Genomic DNA, 22903 nt, shown 5'->3' on the forward strand with positions numbered 1-22903 from the left:
ATTTTCTCACAGACGCCGTCCGGCCATCACTTAATCAGCTTGCTGCTTTTGACGAACAGCAGCCGCTCGTTCTCGTCCGGGCCGGCGATGCGCTTGCCGTTACGTTCGGTGGCGACAGACAGTTCGACTTTTTTGCCGATTAGCGCAGGGCGCAGGGTGACCCCTTCGCCGTTCCTGGCGGGCTCGAACCAGTCGCCGCATTGGCCATCGCAGTAGGCGTCGATTGGCGCGTTGTCGCGACTGAGCACGGAAACGCTCACATCATCAATGCCACCTCCGCTCATCAGCCTGCCGGTCAGCTTTCTCGTTGGCGGCTGGGTGGGCGATAGGGCGCTGACGCTGAATGCGGCCAGCAGCAGGGATGCCAGTAGCAATGTTTTTTTCAGGGACGCCATCAATGCACCTCCCTGGACTGCGATTGCGCTTCCATTTCGCATTCCTTGCGCGCCTGCTTGCAGGCGTACAGCACCTCCATGTAGCGCGCTTCTTGCCGCAGTCCCAGCAGGGGTTCGCGGAATTCGCTGGCCGCGTCGGCTGGCATTTTCTGCAACTGATGGGACAGGTCGGCGACCTTTTCCCTGATGCGCCTTAACTTGGCGGCCTTGATGACGGCTAGTTCCGCCGGCGGCGGCGCCGGCATGGCGCGCTGCCGGTCGTCCTCCTCGTAGCCATTCGGGAAGCTGATCTCCACGCGACCGTCCGGCTGCACCGCGACCCACAGGTTGCGCGGGCTGTCGTACTTCGGCACGGCCAGCGGCATGATTTTCTGCTTGCCATCGGCGCGGTACTCGACGTTGACGCGCAACGACGGTTTCCACTCGGCCGGCAGGTAGAAGCAGCAATTCGGCACGCTGGTCATGTAGCCGTTCAACGGATCGGTGTCGACCGCGTTGTTTTTGTTGGCCGGGTCGCTCAGGCCGATCTGGATCTGTTTGGCGCTGTAGTTCAGGGTGCTGACCGCGATCTTTTGATCGCTGTCCAGTGCGCTGTAATCGTTCGCCGCGCGTTCGCCGCGCTCTCTGTGGTCGGTGATCAGCGGACGCCGCTTCATTTCCACCGTCCCCAGCCGAACCATCTGCGCAAGGTATTCGGTGTCGGATCTGCCCGCGCGGGAAAATGCGCCGGCGGGCAAGTGATACAGCGAACCGAGCTCGTCGACGGCCAGCGTGACCACCCGCGGATCGTGAGGGAAGGGGCCAGGCATCGCCCACTGCTGGGCTGGCTCACCCACCTTGCCGTCGAACGGCCCGGACCAGCGTTCTCCGCGGATGAACACGGTATAACCATCATCCAGAAATTTGCGAATTTTCAGCAAATCCACCTCCACGCCGGTGCGCGGGTCGATGGTCGAGTAGATGCCGGTGAAAGGATCGCCATCGGCCGATTGGCCGATGGCGGGCATCGTGAGGCTCAGGCAGCTGGTGGCGATGGCGAGCAGGGTTTTCATGGCGTTCCGGTGTGAGGTGTATATATTGCAATATTACTCCTTCGCTACGAGAACGGCCGCACGCCTCAGCCCAGCCGTTTGCGCATGAAGATGGTGGCCTGCGGATTGTCGTTGTAGCGCTCGCAGCGTTCGTAGCCCAGCTGTTCGTACAGCCTGATCGCCACGTGCAGGTCGTCCTTGGTGTCCAGGTAGACGGCGTTGTAGCCGGCTTGCGCGGCGTGACTTTCCAGCGCCTGCATCAGCGCTTCGGCCAGGCCGCGCCGGCGGAAACGGTCGACCACATACAAGCGCTTGCACTCGGTCGCGCCGGCCACTTCCGACAGCGCACGCGTGGCCACGCAGGCGGCCGGCACACCGTCCACATAGGCGATCCACATGGCCGAGCTGGCATCGTTGAGGAAGGCGCGGATGGCATCGTCGTCATCGCGCAGCACGACGTTGATCAGGTCGAAATACTCGTGCAGCAGATGGCGCGCATCGTCGAGCTGGGCGGCGGTGGCGCGCACCACGCGCGTGGCCGGGCTCGACAGGATGTGCTGCATCTTGCGCATCGCGTCCAGCAATTCCGTGCGCTGCGATTCGCCCAGTTGGCCCAGCATGCGCACCGTTTCCGCCGAGACGCGATGGTTGATGTCGGCAATGACGGCCTGACCCGCGTCGGTCAGGCTCAGCAGCGTTGCGCGCTTGTCCTGTTCCGAGCGCACGCCGCTGATCAGGCCGCGCTCGCTGAGCGAACGCACCAGGCGGCTCATGTAGCCGGCGTCCAGGCCCAGCTTGTTGCGCAGATGATTTGCCGTGCAGCCGGGATTCATCGATAGTTCGTACATGATGCGGCCTTCGCTGAGCGAATAGTCCGTGTCCAGGTAGCGCCCGCGCAGCAGGCCCAGGTGGACTGTGTAGTAGCGGTTGAACTGACGCACGACGTCGGCTTGCTGTTGCATGTCCTGATGCATGGCTTTCTCCTGATGCTTGCTTTTGGCAACTATATCGGCGAAGGGCGGTGCAGTCAACCGGACGTGCATGTAAAATGACAGCTTCCATTAGCGGAGTAGCGACGATGATGTTTTTAAAAGTTCCGTTTGCGGAAAAAGACGAAGCCAAGGCCCTGGGTGCGCGCTGGAATGGCGAGCGCAAGTCGTGGTACGTTCCCGACGGTAAGCCGACCGAACCCTTCGAGCGCTGGCTGGCCCCAGGCGGCGCCGATTTTGTGCCGGCCAAGGCCTCGGTGGCGCCGAAAGCCAAGCCGCTGTCGGTCGATTCGTACGTCGGCAAGTCGGTGGTGGGCAAGTTCTACCAGGAATTGCCGCACGACTGTAATCCGTTCGAGGCATGCCCGGTGTGCGCGCCGGTGCTCGCCAGTTCTGGCTGGCAAGCCGCCCACGACAGCGTCGACCAGATGTTGTCGGCGCTGCGCGCCTGATTCGCAAGGCCATGCAGAGCCCGCCGGTTTTTCGCACCCAGGACGCGGCGAACCGGCCGGTCGCCAGCTTCCAGCATCCCGATGATGTGTTCGAGACCTTGTTTCAAAGCATACAGGGCGGCGAACAGCATGTGCGGCCGCCGCTGGAGCTGAAGCCCGACTCTCCCTTCCTCAGGTTTATCGAAGTCGGCTACGCGTTGCGCGCCTGCCTGGAAGACAAGTCGCGCCGCGATTATCTTTTGCAACGCTTGCGTCCGCACCTGAGCGTGATCACCGGCACCTTGCCGGCGGGTTTGCTGCCGCACGGAATGTTGCCGCGTGTGGCGGCGCTGCCCGGCTTTCGTTCGCTGGAGCAGATCGGCGACGCGGAAGTGCGGGCCTGGCTGGTGGAGGACGGCGGCCTGATCTACGGCGAGTTCCGGCGCTACGAACTGGACAATTACTTCGACGCGATCGCCGCGTCCATCCGCCCTGGCGGCGTGATGGTCGATCTGGGCAGCGGGCTGGGCAAAGTGGTGATGTCGGCGGCGCTGGCGTTTCCATTCCAGCGCTGCATAGGTGTCGAGTTGATAGGCTATCGGCATGCGATGGCGGTCCAGCGCCTGCACAACTTGCTGGCGCTGGCGCGGCAGGCGCTGGCGGCCTTGCCGTCGCCGCTGGCGCCGGAGACGCCGCTGCAGTTGCCGTTTGGCGGCGAGGCGCACGGCAGCCATCTGCTCGATCTCGCTTCCCGCATCGCATTTATCGAAGCGGATATGTTCCGGGTCGATGTGCGCGGCGCCAGCCTGGTGTTCATGTACAGCACCTGCTTCGGTCCGTTGATGGACGCGCTAGGCGACAAGCTGGCGCGCGAGATGCAGGAAGGCGCGCTGGTCAGCACGACTACCTATCCGTTGAGGCATCCGGCGTTCAAGTTGTTATGCAGCTTTCCGGCCGGCACGGTGGCCTGGACGAATGTGATGCTCTACCAGCGCACCGGGCCGCTGGAGTATGTGGCGCCGACGGCGACCTTGTATGAGCCCGACCCGGCCGCGTGGGAAGAGCGGGTGCGGCAAGAGTTCGTGGTCATGGATGATAAGGCCTCAAAGTAGCCATTTGCGCGCTGTAGCGATCATATTGTCCGACAATGCGCGAGTAAGCGCTGTCTGGATATCCCATCGGTGCCAGATCAGCGGCACCTCCAGCGTGTCGCCGGGCGTCATTTCCACCAGCGTTCCCGCCTTCAATTGCTGTTCGCACTGCAAGAACGGCACCATGCCATAGCCGAAGCCCGCCTCGATAAACCGTACAAAACCATCCGAGCTGGCCAGCGAGTGATGTGGATAGTGGCCGCTGTAGCCGGTGCGGCGGGCGATATAGCGTTCTTGCAGCGCATCTTTGCGGTCGAAATTCAGCGCCGGCGCCAGTTGCACGGCGGCGGCCGTCATGCCGTCCGGGAACCAGCGTTGGGCGAACGCCGGGCTGGCGACGCAGTGATAGCGCATGATGCCCAGCGGCGTCGAGGTGGTTCCGGCAACTTGCGCCGCTTCGCTGGTCACGCAGCCGAATACCCGGCCTTCCCGCAACATGGTCAGCGTATGGTCCTGGTCGTCCAGGCGGATGTGAAGCAGGCACTGGCCGCTGTTCATCAGTGGCGTTACCGCTTCCTGCACCCAGGTCGCGGCGCTGTCGGCATTGACGGCGATGGCGATCTCCGGCCGCGCTTCGCCCGAATCCGGCCGGTGGAGCAGTGCCGCTTCCAACAGGCGCACCTGGCGGTAATGGGCGATCAGCCGCTGGCCGGCCTCGGTCGGTGTGGGCGGCTGGCTGCGCACGATCAGCAATTCGCCGGCGCTGTTTTCCAGCATGCGTATCCGCTGCGAGACCGCCGATTGGGTGATGGACAACGCCAAAGCCGCCTTGTCAAAGCTGCCATGATCGATGACGGCATCCAACGCCGCCAGGCCGCGATAGTCTACTTGCTTCATTAGCCGCTCTAATATTTGGTCAGTAATATTAATTATACTTATCTTGGCGAGCTAAGTAAGCTGTCGTATCGCTTTGGGAGAAAAATATGGAAGTTACTGCTTTTTTGAAGGGTGTCGGTCTGGGCGGCAGCCTGATCGTCGCTATCGGTTCGCAAAACGCTTATTTGCTGAGGCAGGCGTTGAAACGCGAGTTTGTGCTGACCTGCATTGCTATTTGCGTTATCTGCGATGTTGTATTAATTGGCGCGGGCGTGGCCGGCATGGGGCAGTTGATTACGGAAGCGCCGGCGCTGTTATTCTGGATTAAGATCGCCGGTGCCGGATTTTTATTCTGGTATGGATTGCGGGCTGCCCGATCGGCTTTAAATCCCGGCGCAATGGCGGCCGGCGACAGTGCCCCGGTCGGCGATCGCCGCACGGTTATCGCGGCCATGCTGGCATTCAGTTTATTGAATCCGCATGTATATCTGGATACCGTCGTATTACTCGGTTCGATAGGCGGACAACAGGCCGGAAACGGGCGCCTGTATTTCGCATTGGGCGCCATGCTCGCTTCCTTATTGTGGTTTAGCAGCCTGGGATTTGGCGCCCGTTATTTAACGCCTGTATTTGCCAAGCCGCGCGCCTGGCAGATATTGGATGGTGTGATTGCGCTGGTCATGTGGTGCCTGGCTATTTCCTTATTCGCTTGATGGCATTGAATAGATCGGCAATCAGCGCCTGCTGGTGCCGAGGTCCGCGCCCTGCCCCGGGGCAGGGCGAGCCAAGCTCAAAACTGGCTGGTACATGCCAATTTTTGGCATAAAAAACATAGTTCCCGGGGCCTTTTCGGGCGGACAGCCGCATTGTGCCAATCGGCAACACTGTATCCGGCCTGAGATACCGCCCGCGCGGCCGTTCAGCATACAATGAAGATAGTTACCTCAAAAACAGTTCTTCAGGATTCCGGGCCAGAAGACGGCCGATAAATATGAGCACGGACCTCAGCAATTACGCCCACCTCTCCGCAGTAGCGGCCGCTTTTGCGGCAGACGCTATTCTGAGTACATTGCTTATTTTCCTGTGGCTTATGCAACGCAAGGAAAAGCACGCCCTGTTCTGGGGGCTGGGGCAGTTATCGGTAATGAGCGGAATTATTATCTGGTTTATCGGCGACCGCGTATTTTCCGAAACCCTGCGTATTCAGCTTTGCGCCGTATTACTTAGCGCCGGCCTGATAGGTTATTGGAGCGGCACCAAGTTTTTCTTGGGAGAGTTATACCGTTATCAAATACGCTGGATATTGCCTGCAGGTATATTGATAGCCACGATATCAGGTGTGGTCTGGTTTAGTAATCCGGCCATTATCGCGCCCGGCAGCGCCGCCATATTAGGCATGATGATGCTCTGGTGCGGCCAGCGCCTGATCAAGAATAAAAACCGCTATCGCCTGTTGGGTATTACCTTGATCTTGCGTGGCGGTTTTAACCTGCTCAGCGCGGTAACGCTGGGACCCGAGTTATATTTGATCTGGTTTGTCGGCACCACGATATTAAAAACCCTCAGCATGCTGGGTTTGATTTATGCGGTACAGGATGAGATCCAGCAACGCTATGCGCGCACCATCGATAGCCTGAGCAATGGTTTTTTGATTCGCGACCGCCGTGGCTATGTCATGGTGGCCAACGAGCGCTGCGCCCGTTTGCTGGGTTTTAATGCCCCTGCCGATTTGATCGGTCGCCATGTCACGGACTTGCTTCCCGGCCTCACGCGTGAGATGGCGGACCATTATTTCAGCCAGTTCGTGACCGAGGGCGTCCATTACCCCATCGTCGATACCGCCATCGTGACATTGCACAATGGCAATAAATTGCCCGTTGAAATGCTAGGCTCGCCTTACGAAGAGCGCGGCCGCACGTATTGCCTGGTCCAGCTGCTGGACATCAGCGAGCGCAAAAAGAAGGACGATCTGCTGTACCAGGCGGCCCGCATCGATCCCGTCACCGGCTATTTCAATCGCCATGCGCTGTCCAAACGGCTGGAAGAGGAGCTCGCGAATGCCGCCTTCGACCGCAACGAATGCGCCGTGCTGTTCATCGACCTGGACAAGTTCAAGCGCGTCAACGATTCCTTCGGTCATGCCGTCGGCGACGAATTGCTGCGCCAGTTCGCGCGCCGCCTGCACGCCATCCTGCGTCCGCAGGATGTGCTGGCCCGTTTCGGCGGCGACGAATTCATCGTCGTCCTGCCCGGCCTGCCAGCAGGCGGCAGCGAGAAAACCGCCGGCGACTGCGCGGCCGGCATCATCGCCACCATGGGCGACAGCTTCAACCTGTCGCACCATGCCATCGGCGTCTCGGCCAGCGTGGGCATCGCCTGCTATCCCTTGCACGGCACCGATAGCGATACGCTAATCCGCAACGCCGACATTGCCATGTTCGAAGCCAAGAAGGCGGGACGCGGCGAAATGCGTTTCTTCAACGACGCCATGAACGCCGCCGCCAAGGATGCGCTGGTGATCGACGGCGCCCTGCGCGGCGCCATCGAGGCCGGCGAGTTCCGCCTGGTCTACCAGGCCATCACCAACTCCCACACCGGCAAACTGACCAAGGTGGAGGCGCTGCTGCGCTGGGACAGCGCCTTGCTGGGCGCGGTTCCGCCGGACCGTTTCATACCAGTCGCCGAAGATAGCGGCATGATCGTCGAACTTGGCACCTGGGTGCTGAACCAAGCCTGCCGCCAGGTGGCGCAGTGGAAGGCCAGCCCGCTGGGCGAGATCACCATCAGCATCAACGTCTCGGCCTGGCAGCTGGCCGATCCGGGGTTTGTCGGGCTGGTGCGGCAGGCGCTGGCCAGCAACGGCCTGGCGGCGCGCCAGCTGGAGCTGGAGCTGACCGAGCGGGTGCTGATCGACGATGGCGGCCACGTACAGGCGGTGCTGGCCCAATTGCGCTCGCTGGGCATCAGTATTTCGCTGGACGATTTCGGCACCGGTTATTCCTCGCTCAGCTACCTGACCCAGTTCCACCTGAACACCTTGAAGATAGACCGTGCCTTCGTGATGGACATCGAGCACAGCGAGCGCAGCAACAATCTGGTGCACGCCATCATCGCGATGGGACACAGCCTGGGCTTGCAGCTGGTGGCGGAGGGCGTGGAAACGGCCGGCCAGGCGGCCATCCTGGAAAAGATGGGCTGCCATTACCTGCAGGGCTACCATATTTCCCGGCCGATCCCGGCGGAGGAACTGCTGGTTTTTGCGGACGGCCTGCTCGACAGGCCGCACGTTGATAATTTCGCTATTTAGCGTCCGACGCGGTAGGCAGTTTCTGCGCCGCTTCCTCGGCGGTCAATATCCAGATGCGGTCGATATTGCCCTGGCCGTCCACCGTGTAGTTGACCACGATGTCGCTGCCGCGCAATGCGGCCGGCATTTCGATCATATTGTCGCGGTTGAAGATGCGCGCGGCGGATGACAGCTGGCGCGGCTTGCCGTCGATGCTGACATCGGGGAAATAGCCGGGCGTCATTTTCCCGCGCAGTGCGTTGGCCGGAAACGGCCGTTCGAACGCCAGCGCCGACAGCGACAGCAAACCCGCCATCAACAGTGCACAGAATCGCAGCATGGGTGGGCTCCACAAATATTGAGGCCCCAGCTTACCCGATTATTTTCCCAGCGTGGCGAACATCGCCAGCACGGCCGCAGCCATCACGCCGGTGCACAGCCAGCCCAGCACGCTGAGCCTGCGCGAAATCACCAGCTTGCCCATCACCGCCGGCCGCGCGGCCAGCAGCATCACCACCACCATGATGGGCACCGAGATCACGCCATTGAGCACCGCGCTCCAGTACAGCGCCCGGATCGGGTCGATATTGGTGAAGCACAGCGCGGTGCCGATGACGGTCGCGCCGATGATGATGGCGTAGAACTTGGGCGCGCCGGAATATTGCAGCTCCAGGCTGTTCTTCCAGCGCATGGCGCCGGCGATGGCGTAGGCGGCCGAGCCGGCCAGCACCGGCACCGCCAGCAGGCCGGTGCCGATGATGCCCATGCTGAACAGCGCGAACGCGAAGTCGCCGGCGATCGGCCGCAGCGCCGAGGCGGCCTGGGCCGACGAGTCGATATGGGTGATGCCGTGCGCGCCCAGCGTGGCGGCGGTGGTCAGCATGATGAACACGGCCACCAGGTTGGAAAAGCCCATGCCGACCACGGTGTCGACCTTGATGCGCTGTAGGTTGCGCGGCGCCTGCTCCTGCGCATGCTTGAGCGCCCTGGCGCCGGGTTCGGCGTGCAGGTCCTCGACTTCTTGCGACGCCTGCCAGAAGAACAGGTAGGGGCTGATGGTGGTGCCGAAGATGGCCACCACCGTCGTGATGTAGGCCGCCTGCCAGGACAGCTTGGGCAGCAGCGCCTCATGCAGCAGGGTCAGCCACGGCAGCTTGAGCGTCAGCGCGGTGGCGACATAGGCCAGCAGGGCCAGCGTCAGCCATTTGAGTACCTTGACGTAGCGGCTGTACGGCAGCGTCACCTGCAGCGCCAGCGACAGCATGCCGGCCGCCGCCGCATACCAGTGCGCCGGGCCGCCGGCCAGTAGCGCGACAGCCTGGCCCATGGCGGCGATGTCGGCGGCGATGTTGATGGTGTTGGCCACCAGCAGCAGGCCGACCAGCAGATACAGCAGCGGCGCCGGAAAGTGGTGGCGGATATTGGTCGCCAGCCCGTGCCCGCTGACGCGGCCGATGCGCGCGCTGACCGCCTGGATGCCCACCATCAGCGGATAGGTCAGCAGCATGGTCCACAGCATGCCGTAGCCGAATTGCGCGCCGGCCTGCGAATAGGTGGCGATGCCGCTGGGGTCGTCGTCCGCCGCGCCGGTGATCAGTCCCGGTCCCAGCTTGCTGAGCCAGCCTTGCTTGCCGCGCTGTGGCGTCGTCATGTCCATGAAATCTCCCTGTTGATGACCATGCTAAGGCGGAGGCCAACCGGCGGTCCGTACGCTCGCGTACTTATCCTGAGTGAAGAAATGTTGTTATGTCACCAAGTTGTCACATTCCCGTCATCGCCGCGTCACATGCAGTTCCTACAATCTTGCGAGTTTAGTTTCCAGCCTAGTCCACACTAACCAGCAAGAAAGAAGAACAAATTATGCAACAGCGCTTCCCTCTGAAACCTTTGTGCCTGGTGGTCCTGCAAGCCCTGGCTTGCCACGCCTACGCCGCCGACGCGGCCGATGCCGCCGCCGACAGCTCGGTAGCCGGCGCCATCATCGGCCCTGTGCAAACGGTGGAAATCACCGGCCGTGGCCAGTCGCGCCAGGTGCAGAACATCAACAAGGCCGACCTGGCCGAAGCGCTGCCGGGCACCAGCCCGCTCAAAGTCCTGGAGAAACTGCCAGGCGTGAACTTCCAGTCCGCCGATCCGTTCGGCGCCTACGAGTGGTCGACCCGCTTCAGCGTGCGCGGCTTCAACCAGAACCAGCTGGGCTTCACCTTGGACGGCGTGCCGCTGGGCGACATGAGCTACGGTAACAACAACGGCCTGCACATCAGCCGCGCCATCTCGTCGGAAAACGTCGGCAACGTCACCGTGTCGCAAGGCGCGGGCGCGGTCGGCACCGCCTCGACCAGCAACCTGGGCGGTACCGTGCAATTCTTCACGCTGGCCCCTAGCGATGTGCGCGGCCTGACCTTCGCGCAAACCTTCGGCAGCGATTCGACGTCGCGCACTTTCGCCCGCGTCGATACCGGCCTGATCAACAACGTCGTCAAGGCCTACATCAGCGGCACCCGCCAGCGCACCGACAAGACCAAGGGCGAAGGCGGCCAGGACCAGGATCAGCTGAACTCGAAGTTCGTGTTCAACTTCGGCGAAAACAGCCTGACCGGTTTCCTCAACTATTCCGACCGCCGCGAAGTCGACTACCAGGACGTGTCGCTGGAAATGGTGCGTCGCCTGGGTTACGGCTGGGACAACTACCAGCCTGACTGGCAGCGCGCCGTCAACGCCGCCAAGGGCGTCTACACCGGCGGCGTCAACAGCATGGACGACGCCTACTACTCGGCCGGCGGCCTGCGCAAGGACACCATCGGCGGCCTGACCTTGGCCCTGAACTTCGGTCCGTCGATCGAACTGAAGACCACCATCTACCACCACGACAACGACGGCCAGGGCCACTGGTACACGCCATACGTGGCGACCGACGCCGCCAACCCGATCTCGCTGCGCACCACCGAGTACTCGATCGGCCGCGACGGCGTCACCAGCGACCTGACCTGGGAACTGGGCGGCCACACCATCACCGCCGGCCTGTGGGGCGAGCGCAGCAACCACAACGTCAGCCGCAACTACTACAAGGTGACCGGTCCTGCCGACACCATGTTCTTCCTGGCTAATCCGTTCCGCACCGACTTCAAACAGAACTTCGTCACCACCACCTCGCAGTACTATGTGGCCGACACCTTCAGCGCCATGGACGGCAAGCTGAAGTTCAACGCCGGCTTCAAGGCGATGGACGTCGACATCCACGCCACCAACCTGATCGGCACCCGCGCCGCCGGCGACCTCGACGCAGAGAAGAAATTCCTGCCGCAGGCCGGCGTCAACTACGCCCTCAGCGCCGACGACGAAGTGTTCGCTTCCGCATCGAAGAACATGCGCGCCTTCCAGCCGGGCGTCAGCGGTCCGTTCTCGCAGACCCAGGCCGCCTACAACGCCGGCATCGCCAACCTCAAGCCTGAAACCTCGGTCAACATCGACCTCGGCTACCGCTTCAAGCGCGCCGACATCCAGGGTTCGGTGGCGGTCTACAACGCCCGCTTCGACGACCGCCAGCTGAGCGTGGCCACCTGCGCCGGCATCGTCGGTTGCCCGTCGACCTTCGTCAACGTCGGCAAGGTCGACACCAAGGGTCTGGAAGCGATCGCCGTGTGGAAGTTCAACCGCGAAATCAGCTGGTTCAACTCGTACACCTTCAACGATTCCAAGTACAAGTCGAACTACCAGGATGGCGCCACGCTGGTGGCCGTCAGTGGCAAGCAAGTGGTCGATGCGCCGCGCAATCTGTTCAACACCGAAGCGTCGTATGAAAGCGGCACCTGGTTTGCGCGCGTCGGCGGCAAGTACACCGCCAAGCGCTACTACACCTACCTGAACGACGGCGGCGTGCCATCGTTCTGGCTGGCTAACCTGTCGGCCGGCTACAAGATGAAATCGCTGGGCATGCTGAAAGACCTGTCGCTGCAAGTCAACGTCACCAACCTGTTCGACAAGCAGTACATCAGCTCGATCGGCACCAACGGCTTCCAGGCCAGCGATGTCAACGGCACCGCGCAAACGCTGCTGACCGGTGCGCCGCGTCAAGTGTTCATCACGCTGAACGGCAAGCTGTAAATGGTGCGCTCGCTGGTCTGCGGTGCGTTGATGTTGTCGGCCGCCGCAGCGGCCAGCGAGGTGGCCACCACGCCGATCCAGCACGTGATTGTGCTGGTCGGCGAGAATCGGACTTTCGATAATCTGTACGGCGTGTACGAGCCGCGCAAGGGCCAGACGGTGGCCAACCTGTTGTCGAAGAAAATCGTCAACAAGGATGGCACGCCGGGGCCGCGCTTCGCGGACGCGGCGCAGAAGCTGGGCCTGTCCAGCGGCGCCTACACGCCTACGCCGGAATTCAACGGCGTCTACGGCACCTTGCCCCAGCCCTGGGCCTGGGGTGCTTTCGGCCAGCGGCAGGACGTGGCCGATGCGCGCTTCCCGTCCAACCTGCCCAACGGCCCGTTCCAGATCACCCACCACGTCGGCTACGGCGCCCACACCGGCGATCCGACCCACCGTTTCTTCCAGATGTGGCAGCAGGTCGACGGCGGCAAGAACGACTTGTTTGTCTGGGTGGCCGACCAGACCGGACCCGGTCCCAGCAATCCGGCGCCGCTAGCGCCTGGCAAGACCGGGCAGGGCGCGGTCGCCATGGGCTTCTACAATATGGCGCGCGGCGACGCGCCGCTGTTCAAGCGCCTGGCCGACCAGTACGCCATCGCCGACAACTACCATCAACCCATCATGGGCGGCACCACCGCCAATTACTTCGCGCTGGCCACGGCCGATGTCGGCTACTACACGGAAGACGGCAAGGCCGCCGTGCCGCCGGCCAAGCAGATCGAAAATCCGGACGCCCAGCCCGGCACCAACAACTGGTACACCGAGGACGGCTATCGCGGTGGCACCTACGTCAATTGCGCCGATCCGGCGCAGCCCGGCGTGGCCGGCATCCGCGCGCTGCTGGCGCAACTGCCTTACCCCGCCTTCAACGACGGCAACTGCGCGCCCGGCCACTACTACATGGTCAATAATCTCGACCCCGCATTCGGCCCGCTGGGCGAGCCTTTGCCGCTGGGCCCGGACAAATTCCTGCTGCCGCCGCAACCTATGCCGCACATCGGCGATGCGATGACGGCCGGCGGCGTGTCGTGGAAGTGGTATAGCGGCGGCCGCAACGACGGCAAGAAAGTCGACAAGGAATACTGCGGCATGTGCGACACGCCGACCTTCTTCAGCTCGACGATGAACGGCCCGGACAAGGACAAGCTGGCCGACCTGATGCAGTTCTACGTCGACGTCAAGGACGCCGCCAGCTTCCCGTCGGTGGCCGTGATCGCGCCGTACGACAGCATCTCCGGCCATCCCGGCTATGCCATGGAAACCAGCTTCGACGAACTGGTGGCCGGCGTGCTGGAGCGCGTGCAGGCCAATCCGGCGCTGTGGAAGAATACCGTCATCCTGGTCACCTTCGACGAGGGCGGCGGCTATTACGATTCCGGCTATGTGCAGGCGATCGACTTCTTCGGCGACGGCACCCGCATTCCGCTGCTGGCGATTTCACCGTGGGCCAAAAAGGGCGCGGTCGACCACACGTATTACGACCACGCCTCGATCGCCAAGTTCATCGAGCGCAACTGGTCGCTGCCGCCGCTGTCGGCGCGCAGCCGCGACAACCTGCCTAACCCTGTTCATGACAAGGCCTCGCCCTACGTGCCGCGCAACCGCCCGGCCATCGGCGACTTGATGAACCTGTTCGACTTTTCCGGCGCCCGCCGCTGATCCTCAACCGGGATGGCGCTCGCGCCACGCCTTGAGCGCGGCGCGGTAGCGCTCCAGTTCATCCTGGTACATGTCTTCCACGCAGAAGGTGCAACCGCTGTGGCAGCAGTCGCCCGGCTGCGGCGCTGGCGGCGGCAGCGGCATCGGATCGTCGTCCGGCGCGGTGGTTTGCTTCGTATCCATCACTACCTACATCGGCGGCATGGCCAGCAGCGCCATGTTGCGGCCTTTTTCCTTGGCGCGGTACAGCGCGCGGTCGGCCATCTGCACCAGCAGTTCCGGCGAGCTGTCCTCGGTCGGCACCATCACCGCCACGCCGATGCTGATGGTCAGGATACCGAACGGCGACTGCTCGTGCGGCAGCTGGCGCCGCGCCAGTTCGGCGCAGATTTCCTCGGCCACGCCGAAGGCGTCGGCCGCGTCGGTGGCGGCCGCCAGCAGCGCGAATTCCTCGCCGCCGTAGCGCGCAACCAGGTCGGTGGTGCGGCGGCCGTGCGAGGTGATCAGCTCGGCCACGGTGCGCAGGGTCGAATCGCCGGCCAGGTGGCCGTAGTGATCGTTGTACTTCTTGAAGTAGTCGACGTCCAGCATCGACAGCGCCAGCGTCTGGCCGGTGCGCGCGGCGCGCCGCCATTCCGCCTCCAGCGCCAGGTCGAAGCCGCGCCGGTTGCTGACGCCGGTCAGGCCGTCGGTGGTGCTGAGCGCGGCCAGCTTGCGGTTCGATTCCTCCAGCTCGCCGGTGCGCGCGGCCACAAGCTGCTCCAGCTCGGCCTGGTGGCGGGTCAGGCGGTGGATGCGGATCTTGTAGGCCAGCAGCAGCGAGCCGACGATCAGCGCGGCGCCGCCGGCGCGGAACCACCAGCGCTGCCAGAACGGCGGCGTGATGGTGATGTCGAGCGTGGCCGGCTCCGGATTCCACACGCCCAGGTGGTTGGCGGCCTTGACCCGGAACACATAGTGGCCGGGGTTCAGATTGGTGTAGCTGGCGCTGCGGTGGGCGGCGTCGGTCTCGACCCAATCGCGGTCGAAGCCCTGCAGCTGGTAGGCGTAGCGGTTCTCGCTGGGCTCGGTGTAGTGCAGCGCCGCGAACTCCAGCGAAAACACCGAGGCCTGCGACGACAGGGTCAGCGCGGTGGGCGAGGTCACCGGCCCTTCGGCCTTGACGTTCTCGCCCGGCTTGCCGTCCTGCAGCGAGTGGTTGAACACGGTGATGTCGGTGATCGCCACCTGCGGCGGCACCGAGCTGGTGCGCACCGCCGACGGCGTCACCGCCGTCATGCCGTGCACGCCGCCGAAGTACAGCACGCCGTTCTCGCCCATCGATGAGGAGTTGACGGTGTAGCCCTCGGTCAGCCCGTCCGACGCGCTGAAGTGGCTGACCTGGCCGGTGGCCGGGTCCAGGCGGTACAGGCCGGCGATGGTGCTGCACCAGATCTTGCCGTCGCGGTCGTGCTCGATGGACAGGATCTTGGGCGCGCGCATCGCCGCCGCGTACGATTTGAAGCTGACCTGGCCGTCCGCCGCCACCACCACCAGGTCCAGGCCCTTGCTGGTGCCGACCCAGATGCGGCCTTGCGCATCCTCGTGCAGGCTGGCGATGTTGTCGTCGCTCAGGCTGTTGCGCTCGTTGTTGACGTGGCGGTAGTGGCGGAACTTGCCGCTGGCCGGATCCAGCAGGTCGAGTCCGCCGCCATTCCATTCCGAGCCGGCCCACACCCGGCCGCCGCGGTCTTCCAGCACCGCCGAGGTGCCGTTGACGCTGCGCGTGCTCGGGTCTTGCGGATCGTTGTAGTAGATCTTGCGGGCGTCGGTCCTGGTGTCGTAGCGGATCAGGCTGTTGCCGGTGGCCAGCCACAGCACGCCGCCGGCGCCGGGCGCGATGGCGTTGATATAGTCGCTGGCGGTGTTGCCGAAGTGGATGACCTGGAAGGCGCTGTCCGGCGTGTCCAGCCGGTTCAGGCCGTTGGAGGTGCCCAGCCACAGCGGCCCTTTGCCGGCCTCGTCCTGGTACATGCTGTAGACGATGGAGTGGCTCAGCATGCCCGGCTTCTTGTCGTCCGCGTGGTAGCTCTGGATGACGCTGCCGCTGGCCGGATCGTACAAGCTCATGCCGACGTTACCGCCCAGCCAGATGCGGCCGCCCGGCGCGCGGGCCAGGCTCAGCAGCGCGTTGCTGGCCGGCGCCGAGCGGCTGTCGATGCGGAACGGCACGTGGCGGGTGAAGCCTTCGCTCGACAGATTGGCCAGGCTGATGCCGTCGGTGAAGGAGGCGATCCACAGCATGCCGCCGCGGTCCTGCAGCACCGCGCGCAGATTGTCGCCGGGCAGGCTGTAGGGATCGTCGGCCGCGTGCACGAACTGGTCGAACTCGCCGTTGGCCTCGTTCCAGCGCAGCAGGCCGGCCGACAGCGTGGTGCACCACAAGGTGCCCTTGTTGTCGAGGTTGAAGTTGGTGATGCGGCTGTATGGCGAGGTGATGGTCTGGCGGGTGTCCCAGTCGCGCTTGCCGTCCCAGCGGATCACGCCCGATTCGGTGCCTATCCACAGCATGCCGTTCTTGTCGAACTGCAGTGCGCGGACGATGTTGACGCGCGCGTCCGGCTTGGGCGCCGGGTCGACCTGGTGGTGCTTGAAGCTGGTCGCGCCCGGCGCCAGGTAGTCCAGCCCGCCGGGCCAGGTGCCGATCCAGACGCCGCCCTTGGCGTCCAGCGCCAGGGCGTTCAGGTCGTTGCTGGCCAGGCTGCCGGGATCGGCGTCGTCGTGGGCGTAGACGGTGAACTTGCCGCTGGCCGGATCGAAATGCTGCAGGCCGCCCCAGCTGCCGACCCACATGCCGTTCTTGCCGTCGGAAATGATGTTCTTGATGATGCGGTGGTTCTTGGGCGCCTTGCCGGGCGGCGCGAACAGGGTGAAGTCGTTGCTCTCCGGGTTGAAGCGCGCCAGGCCGTTCTGGGTGCCGGCCCAGATGCGGCCTTGCTGGTCTTCGTAGATGGCCGACACGCGGTCGTGCGGCAGGCTGCGCGGGTCGCTCGGATTGTTGATGTACTTGACCGCCTGGTAGCCGTTGTAGCGGTACAGGCCGTTGGTGTGGGTGCCGACCCAGATATAGCCCTTGCGGTCTTGCAGCAGCGACAGCATCGACGGTTCGTCGCCGCCCAGCGGGCCCAGTTTCTTGAAGCGCAGCGACGGCGCCGGCGCCGCCAGGACGTCGGCGGACGGCAGCCAGGCCAGCAGGGAAGTCAGCAACAACAGCAAGGACAGCAATAGGGAAGGGCAGCGGCGCAAGACCGGCGGGAGCACGTGCATGTAGGAGTATCCGGTGGCGTAACGGGTTGCGCGTGCGGAGCAGCGCTCGGTTTTATAGGCTATTCTGGTCAGATTGGCTATTATACATACCATTGATGCAAGGGTTTCGATATAAAAGCCGGTGGTTTTTAGCGCAGTTGCCGGAAATTAGGGTATAGTTTACGGCGCTCATTGTATCCTGCTCACCGCGTGTCCGCCCGCCGGTCCCTCCGCACTCCTCCAAGTCGTACATCCGCCGGGCCGGCAGCACAGATATGTTAATTGAAGAAAGCTTGGCTGTCCGCCGCAGGGCCGCCGCACACATTATGTCCGAAACCGAGATCATCACCCCGACCGTTATTGAGTCCGCCGCCCAGCAAGCTGTCGCCGCCGAAGCCGTGGCCGTGCCTGCCGCCGTCGCAGCAGCCGAGCCCGCCGAAGTCCGTTTTGCCGACTTCGGCCTGTCGCCGGCCATCCTGCGCGCGCTGACCGACCAGGGCTATGTGCACCCGACGCCGATCCAGGCCCAGGCCATTCCCGTGCTGCTGCAGGGACGCGACGTCATGGGCGCGGCCCAGACCGGCACCGGCAAGACCGCCGGCTTCGCGCTGCCGATCATCCAGATGCTGCTGGCCCACGCCAGCACCAGCACCTCGCCGGCGCGCCACCCGGTGCGCGCGCTGATCCTGACCCCGACCCGCGAACTGGCGGTGCAGGTGGCCGAGAACGTCAAGGCCTACGCCCAGCACACCCCGCTGCGCTCGACCGTGGTGTTCGGCGGCATGGACATGAAGGGCCAGACCATCATCCTCAAGGCCGGCGTCGAGATCGTCATCGCCACCCCGGGCCGCCTGCTGGACCACGTCGAGCAGAAGAACATCAGCCTCGGCCAGGTGCAGATGCTGGTCATGGACGAAGCCGACCGCATGCTCGACATGGGCTTCCTGCCCGACCTGCAGCGCATCATCAACCTGCTGCCGGCCAAGCGCCAGAACCTGATGTTCTCGGCCACCTTCTCGCCGGAGATCAAGAAGCTGGCCAACACCTTCCTCAGCAACCCGGTGACGATCGAAGTGGCGCGCAGCAACCAGACCGCCGACAAGGTCACCCAGGTGGTCTACAAGGTGCCGGAAAACCAGAAGCACGCGCTGACCGCGCACCTGCTGCGCCAGCGCGAGCTGAAACAGGTGATCATCTTCTCCAACACCAAGATTGGCGCCTCGCGCCTGGCCAAGGGCCTGGAGCAGGAAGGCATGAAGGCGGTCGCCATCCACGGCGACAAGACCCAGCAGGAGCGCATGGCGGCGCTGGAATCGTTCAAGAAGGGCGAGATCGACATCCTGGTCGCCACCGACGTCGCCGCGCGCGGCCTCGACATCACCGACCTGCCGTGCGTGATCAACTACGACCTGCCGTACAACGCCGAAGACTATGTGCACCGCATCGGCCGCACCGGCCGCGCCGGCGCCTCGGGCGACGCGCTGTCGATCTATTCGGACAAGGATGAACGCCTGCTGGCCGACATCGAAAAACTGATCAAGCAGACCATCCGTCGCGGCGAGCTGGACGGCTTCAACCCGGCCCCGAGCTATGGCGGCGACGAACGCGGCGAACGCCGTCCGCGCCGCGACGAGGGCGGCCGTGGCGCGCCGTCGTCATCGTCGGCGCCGGCCGGCCGCGGCGAGCGCAGCGACCGTGGCGAGCGTCCGCCGCGCGCCGCCGGTGCGCCGTCCTACGGCAGCCGCCGCGAGAAGGTCGACCCGTGGTTCCTCAAGCCGTACGAGCCGGCCAAGGCGCCGGCGCCGACGCCCGCCGACACGCTGAGCAGCGCGGCAGCGGCCAAGCCCAAGCAGAAGATCGCCTTCCTGCTGGGCGGCGCGCCCAAGCAGTAAGCCGCCGGCGGCATCAGGCCTTGCGGTAGACGCAGACCACGATGTCGCTGGGGAAGGCGCGCAGTACCGGGATCGTCAGCATGACGGCGGCGTATTGCGCGTAGATGCCGAGCCAGCTTCCCTGGCCGGCGCAGCGCAAACGCTCCAGCATGTTCTTGGCGCGCACCGCAGGCAGTTCGGCCTTGAGCCGCAGCTCCAGTCCTGCTCCCCCCACCAGTTTGCTCAAGTTGCCGGCCTCGAAGTAGTGCACATGCGGCGACGGCAAGTCCTTCTGCCACAGCCGCTCGAACGGCGTCCGCCAGCCGACGCGCGCGAACAACTTGGACAGCCGATAGAAGAAGCCGCGGCTGTTGGGCAGGTTGAGGATCAGGATGCCGCCCGGCGTCAGCCGTTCACGGCAGGCGGCCAGCGCCGAGCGGATGTCGGGGATGTGCTCGATGACGTCGTTGAAGACGATCACGTCGAAACGCTCGTCCGCCTCCAGCGCGTCGGGGAAGAAGCCGTTGCGCACCGGCAGGCCGCGGGCGGCGGTCTTGTGCGCCACCGCCGTATCCGGCTCCATGCCCAGCACGTCGAAATGGCCGCGCGCCGCCTCCAGGAACCAGCCATGCGCGGCGCCCACGTCCAGCAGGCGGCGGGCGCCGGGCGGCGCCAGCTCGACCGCGTAGCCGACGATGGTCTCGAAGTTCTGCTGACGTATGGCTTTCAGGCCGGCTTCGCGCTGCGCCTCGTCCACGTGGACATGGACGTCGGCATCGTTGATGGTGGGCAGCAGCGCGGCGCTCTCATAGCGGCAGGCCGGGCAGATGCGGTGCCAGGGCGACAGCCCCGGCGAGGTGGTTTGCTGGCAGACGATGCAATTCATTGATATCCCTCATTCGTGCAGCGTGAAATGACGGAGTTAAATATATAGCAATACCGATTCCGCGGCCAGCGCTTTCAAGCCCGGCAGAAGATTGTCTTCCCGCCGTGGCCGCCACGCTGGCGTGGCCCGGACGGCTTGTGCTAGCCGCAGCAGGCGCATCAGTCCGCGGCGCATCGCGGTCGACAGTCCCTGCTCCAGGTAGTGGTGCGACAGCGCCGCCACCGGCAGCGCCACCGCGGTCGAGATGAACATGAAGCCCCAGCTGTGGGCGAACTGGCGCATGGCGTGGTTCTCCAGCCAGCGCGTCAGCAAGTCCTGGGTGATGACGTGGGTCAGGTACAGCGAGTAGGAAATCGCGCCCAGGCCCAGCACCTGCCAGGCCTGCGCCGCGCTGCGCAGGCGGAACCAGGGCTGGCGGTACAGCCAGCCGATCAGCACGCCGGCGAGGAATTCCAGCACGAACGGGCTGGTGACGATGCTCAGGTAGCCCAAGTCGTAGCCGAGGTCGCGCGTGATGTCCATGTCGAAGCCGCGCCGGCCCAGCGGCGCCAGGATCACCGTCAGCAGCACCCACGACCCCAGCACGAACCAGCGCAGCCGCTTGAACAGCATGCTGCCGGCGTACACCAGGTAGAAATACATTTCGAATTCCAGCGTCCAGCCCACCATCAGCGTCAGCGTGAAGTAGGGTAGCACGTGCGGCTGCGCCGGCAGCATGCCCAGGCTGTGCCAGAAGGTGAGGCGGTTGACCGCATGCTGGAAGTAGTCGATGCCGCCGCTCAGCAGCAGCGGTCGAGTGGCACATGATGAAGCCGCTGATGATGAAGAACAGGTCGCCCCCCAGCGCGCCCGGCATGAACAGCTGGTTGGCCAGCGGCCAGCTGTCGCCGCCCAGCATCGCATAGCGCGCGTGGGTCAGCAGCACCAGCACCGCGGCGGCGCCGCGCAGCAACTGGATCCAGTCCAGATTTCGTTCGTCGCAGCGTGTGGCTTCCTGTCATCGGCTTGCTTGGTTCATCGTAGCGTCGCTCCCTGCAGGAAGAACGCGAGTTGGCGGCCGTCCTGCGGGCCGGGGCTGTGCGGCGCCTCATGCGTCAGCTCGATCGTCACGCCGTGCTCGGCGCCCTTGGCCTGCACCGCCAGCGGCGCGCCGGCCTGCAGGTCGAACCAGCCCAGGTCCTTGCCGTTGAGGGCGACGCGGGTGCGGCGGTTGCCGTCGAGATAATAGCCGTGGATGACCACCTGCTGCGGCGGCGCGCCGCGCGCATAGCTCAGCACCAGCTGCGAGCGCATGCTGTCGCTCCACACGCCGCGCCCCTGTTCGACCTCGCTCCAGCCCTGGCCCAGCAGCAGCCCGGCGCCGCGCTGGAACTGCGCCGCCGCCAGCTGGACCGGCGCCGCGCAGGCCGCCGGGTGGTCGAGGTAGCGCCATTGGCCGGCGCCGCCGTTGCCGGCCGGCGCTTCGCCGCACAGCCGCGCCTGCGGATCGGCCAGGCTGCTATGGTACAGCACCTTGAGCGGCACGCCGTCCTGCTCAAAGGCGTAGACCTTGCCAGGATCGAGCTGCAATTCCCCGTGGGTGGCGCGCTCGGCAAACACTTCCGGTTCCGGATTATACAGACCGGGCGCGTGCCGCATGACCCAGGTCGCCAGCGGGCTGAACTCCAGGTACAGATATTGGCTGGCGTGCGCCATGGCCAGCGCCTGGCTGGCGGCCAGCAGCGCGATCGGCAGCGCCGGCCAGCGCCGGCCGCGCAGGCGCCACAGCAGCAGGAACAGCAGCGGCATCGCGGCCCAGAAGGCGTAGCGCATGACGCCGGCCGCGCCGGAATTCCAGTTGTGCACCGACAGCGCCGGCACCGCGAAGGCCACCGTCAGCGCCGCCGCCAGCAGCAGCGCCAGCGCCCCCAGCCGGCGCGACGGCGCCGTGCCGGCGCGCCAGCCGCCCAGCAGCAGCGCGGCGGCCACGCCGGGGATGGCGATCAGCATGCCCTGGTTGAGGTCGAAATACAGCGAGTGCAGGCGCACCAGGCTGATCAGCTCGTGCGCGGTGGCGACCTTGGCGATCAGGCTGGGGGTGCCGAACTCGATCAGGTTGAAGACCGGCGACAGCGACCAGATCGCCAGGCCGATGGCCAGGCCGGCCAGCATGCGCGGCGTCAGCGTGGCGCGCAGGTTGGCGCCCGGCGTGGCGTCGCGCCGGTAGTGCAGGCACAGCGCCAGCAGCGGCGCCGCCCCCAGCACGAACACGATGCTGGGGTTTTGCAGCGCGGCGACGCCGGCCAGCAGGCCGGCGCGGCGCGGCGCGCCGCCGCACCAGCACAGCAGCGCCGCCAGCAGCGCGGCCGCGCTGACCACTTCCGGGCTGCTCCAGTTCCAGTACAGGATGCCGCCGCAACCCATGAACAGCGCCACCCCGGCCAGCGCCTTGGGCGCCGAGCCGAACACGCGCAGCAGGCACAGGCCCAGCAGCCAGACCAGGCTCAGGTTGGCGATTTGGAAGCAGCGCAGCGGGTTGCCGCCGCTCCATTGCAGCAGCTTGAACGGCAGCGCCGCCAGCGCCGGGTAGCCGAAGAAGTGCAGCGAGTAGGCGCGGCCGTCGTTGCCGCGGTAATAGCCCTGGCGCGGCACCAGCGCGCCGGCGGCGATGCCGCGGCCGAGCTCGTCGAGCGCCGGTTCATAGCCCGGCATCAGCGGCCGCGCGCGCGCCAGGTCGTCCAGCCGCAGGTCGGGGCTGCCGTGCGCGGCCAGCGCCACCGTCATCAGCAGGTATTCCTCGCCGTCGCCGCTCAGGCTGGCCGGGCGCGACAGCGCCAGCGCCGCCAGCAGCAGCGCCAGCAGCGCGCCGAACAGGGCCAGCGCGCGGCGGCCGGGGGCGGCGACGGCGTGCGCCGCCGCCGGAGGCGGCGCCGTGCTGGCGCCGTCCGTTTGCATCAAACTCATGGGGGGTCCGG

18 protein-coding genes are annotated in these 22903 nt (G+C 64.9%); 7 read left to right on the forward strand and 11 right to left on the reverse strand.

The window, feature by feature from the left end; translation table 11 throughout:
• Positions 1-26: 26 nt before the first annotated feature.
• The 3 genes from D0T21_RS19640 to D0T21_RS19650 form a co-directional block, all read right to left on the reverse strand.
• Positions 27-395 carry a hypothetical protein gene (locus D0T21_RS19640; RefSeq protein ID WP_116991512.1) on the reverse strand — a complete coding sequence of 123 codons (369 nt, stop codon included), beginning with the start codon at positions 393-395 and terminating at the stop codon, positions 27-29.
• Positions 395-1447, reverse strand: coding sequence for a DUF3304 domain-containing protein (locus D0T21_RS19645; protein WP_116991511.1), 1053 nt, complete (start codon positions 1445-1447; stop codon positions 395-397). The genes D0T21_RS19640 and D0T21_RS19645 overlap by 1 nt, the downstream gene beginning before the upstream one ends.
• Before the next feature lie 65 nt (positions 1448-1512).
• Complete coding sequence (locus D0T21_RS19650; RefSeq protein WP_199538526.1) at positions 1513-2400, reverse strand: helix-turn-helix domain-containing GNAT family N-acetyltransferase; 888 nt, start codon at positions 2398-2400, stop codon at positions 1513-1515.
• 104 nt (positions 2401-2504) lie between these two features.
• On the opposite strand from D0T21_RS19650, the gene D0T21_RS19655 reads away from it, so the two are divergent.
• Positions 2505-2867 carry a DUF5710 domain-containing protein gene (locus D0T21_RS19655; RefSeq protein ID WP_116991510.1) on the forward strand — a complete coding sequence of 121 codons (363 nt, stop codon included), beginning with the start codon at positions 2505-2507 and terminating at the stop codon, positions 2865-2867.
• A gap of 11 nt (positions 2868-2878) precedes the next feature.
• Entirely contained in the window at positions 2879-3958 is a 1080-nt protein-coding gene (locus tag D0T21_RS19660; protein ID WP_116991509.1) for a histone methylation protein DOT1-like protein, read from the forward strand.
• Here D0T21_RS19660 and D0T21_RS19665 read toward each other — a convergent pair.
• Positions 3950-4834, reverse strand: a complete 885-nt coding sequence (locus D0T21_RS19665; protein ID WP_116991508.1) for a LysR family transcriptional regulator ArgP — start codon at positions 4832-4834, stop codon at positions 3950-3952. The genes D0T21_RS19660 and D0T21_RS19665 overlap by 9 nt on opposite strands.
• A gap of 86 nt (positions 4835-4920) precedes the next feature.
• Between D0T21_RS19665 and D0T21_RS19670 the strand changes: the two genes are divergently transcribed.
• Positions 4921-5526, forward strand: coding sequence for a LysE/ArgO family amino acid transporter (locus D0T21_RS19670; protein ID WP_116991507.1), 606 nt, complete (start codon positions 4921-4923; stop codon positions 5524-5526).
• 683 nt (positions 5527-6209) lie between these two features.
• On the forward strand, positions 6210-8120 hold the full coding sequence (locus D0T21_RS19675) for a bifunctional diguanylate cyclase/phosphodiesterase (RefSeq protein WP_229211554.1): 1911 nt from the start codon (positions 6210-6212) through the stop codon (positions 8118-8120).
• Here the strand turns inward: D0T21_RS19675 and D0T21_RS19680 are convergent.
• Both D0T21_RS19680 and D0T21_RS19685 read right to left on the reverse strand, forming a co-directional pair.
• Positions 8113-8439, reverse strand: a complete 327-nt coding sequence (locus D0T21_RS19680; protein ID WP_116991505.1) for a hypothetical protein — start codon at positions 8437-8439, stop codon at positions 8113-8115. The two genes, D0T21_RS19675 and D0T21_RS19680, sit on opposite strands and share 8 nt — an antisense overlap.
• 39 nt (positions 8440-8478) lie before the next feature.
• Positions 8479-9756 carry an NRAMP family divalent metal transporter gene (locus D0T21_RS19685; protein ID WP_116991504.1) on the reverse strand — a complete coding sequence of 426 codons (1278 nt, stop codon included), beginning with the start codon at positions 9754-9756 and terminating at the stop codon, positions 8479-8481.
• A gap of 203 nt (positions 9757-9959) precedes the next feature.
• Between D0T21_RS19685 and D0T21_RS19690 the strand changes: the two genes are divergently transcribed.
• Together D0T21_RS19690 and D0T21_RS19695 are read left to right on the forward strand one after the other, a co-directional pair.
• Positions 9960-12203 carry a TonB-dependent receptor gene (locus D0T21_RS19690; RefSeq protein WP_116991503.1) on the forward strand — a complete coding sequence of 748 codons (2244 nt, stop codon included), beginning with the start codon at positions 9960-9962 and terminating at the stop codon, positions 12201-12203.
• A complete protein-coding gene (locus D0T21_RS19695) occupies positions 12204-13907 on the forward strand; it encodes an alkaline phosphatase family protein (protein WP_116991502.1) in 1704 nt (567 codons plus the stop codon). It begins immediately after the preceding gene.
• Between the two features lie 3 nt (positions 13908-13910).
• Here the strand turns inward: D0T21_RS19695 and D0T21_RS19700 are convergent, their stop codons facing one another.
• Positions 13911-14090: an oxidoreductase-like domain-containing protein gene (locus tag D0T21_RS19700; protein WP_116991501.1), complete on the reverse strand. Its 180-nt coding sequence runs from the start codon at positions 14088-14090 to the stop codon at positions 13911-13913.
• Positions 14091-14096: 6 nt separating this feature from the next.
• Positions 14097-17213 carry a diguanylate cyclase gene (locus D0T21_RS19705; RefSeq protein WP_116991500.1) on the reverse strand — a complete coding sequence of 1039 codons (3117 nt, stop codon included), beginning with the start codon at positions 17211-17213 and terminating at the stop codon, positions 14097-14099.
• 305 nt (positions 17214-17518) lie between these two features.
• On the opposite strand from D0T21_RS19705, the gene D0T21_RS19710 reads away from it, so the two are divergent.
• Complete coding sequence (locus tag D0T21_RS19710) at positions 17519-19084, forward strand: DEAD/DEAH box helicase (RefSeq protein ID WP_116991499.1); 1566 nt, start codon at positions 17519-17521, stop codon at positions 19082-19084.
• Between the two features lie 13 nt (positions 19085-19097).
• Here D0T21_RS19710 and D0T21_RS19715 read toward each other — a convergent pair whose 3' ends face one another.
• The 3 genes from D0T21_RS19715 to D0T21_RS19725 form a co-directional block, all read right to left on the reverse strand.
• On the reverse strand, positions 19098-19949 hold the full coding sequence (locus tag D0T21_RS19715; protein WP_116991498.1) for a bifunctional 2-polyprenyl-6-hydroxyphenol methylase/3-demethylubiquinol 3-O-methyltransferase UbiG: 852 nt from the start codon (positions 19947-19949) through the stop codon (positions 19098-19100).
• Positions 19950-19985: 36 nt separating this feature from the next.
• Entirely contained in the window at positions 19986-20666 is a 681-nt protein-coding gene (locus D0T21_RS19720; protein WP_229211555.1) for an acyltransferase, read from the reverse strand.
• Positions 20667-20963: 297 nt separating this feature from the next.
• A complete protein-coding gene (locus D0T21_RS19725; RefSeq protein WP_147328136.1) occupies positions 20964-22892 on the reverse strand; it encodes a hypothetical protein in 1929 nt (642 codons plus the stop codon).
• Positions 22893-22903 lie beyond the last annotated feature (11 nt).

Origin of the sequence: Duganella sp. BJB476 (assembly GCF_003416895.1) — a bacterium.
Taxonomy (GTDB): Bacteria; Pseudomonadota; Gammaproteobacteria; order Burkholderiales; family Burkholderiaceae_D; genus Rugamonas.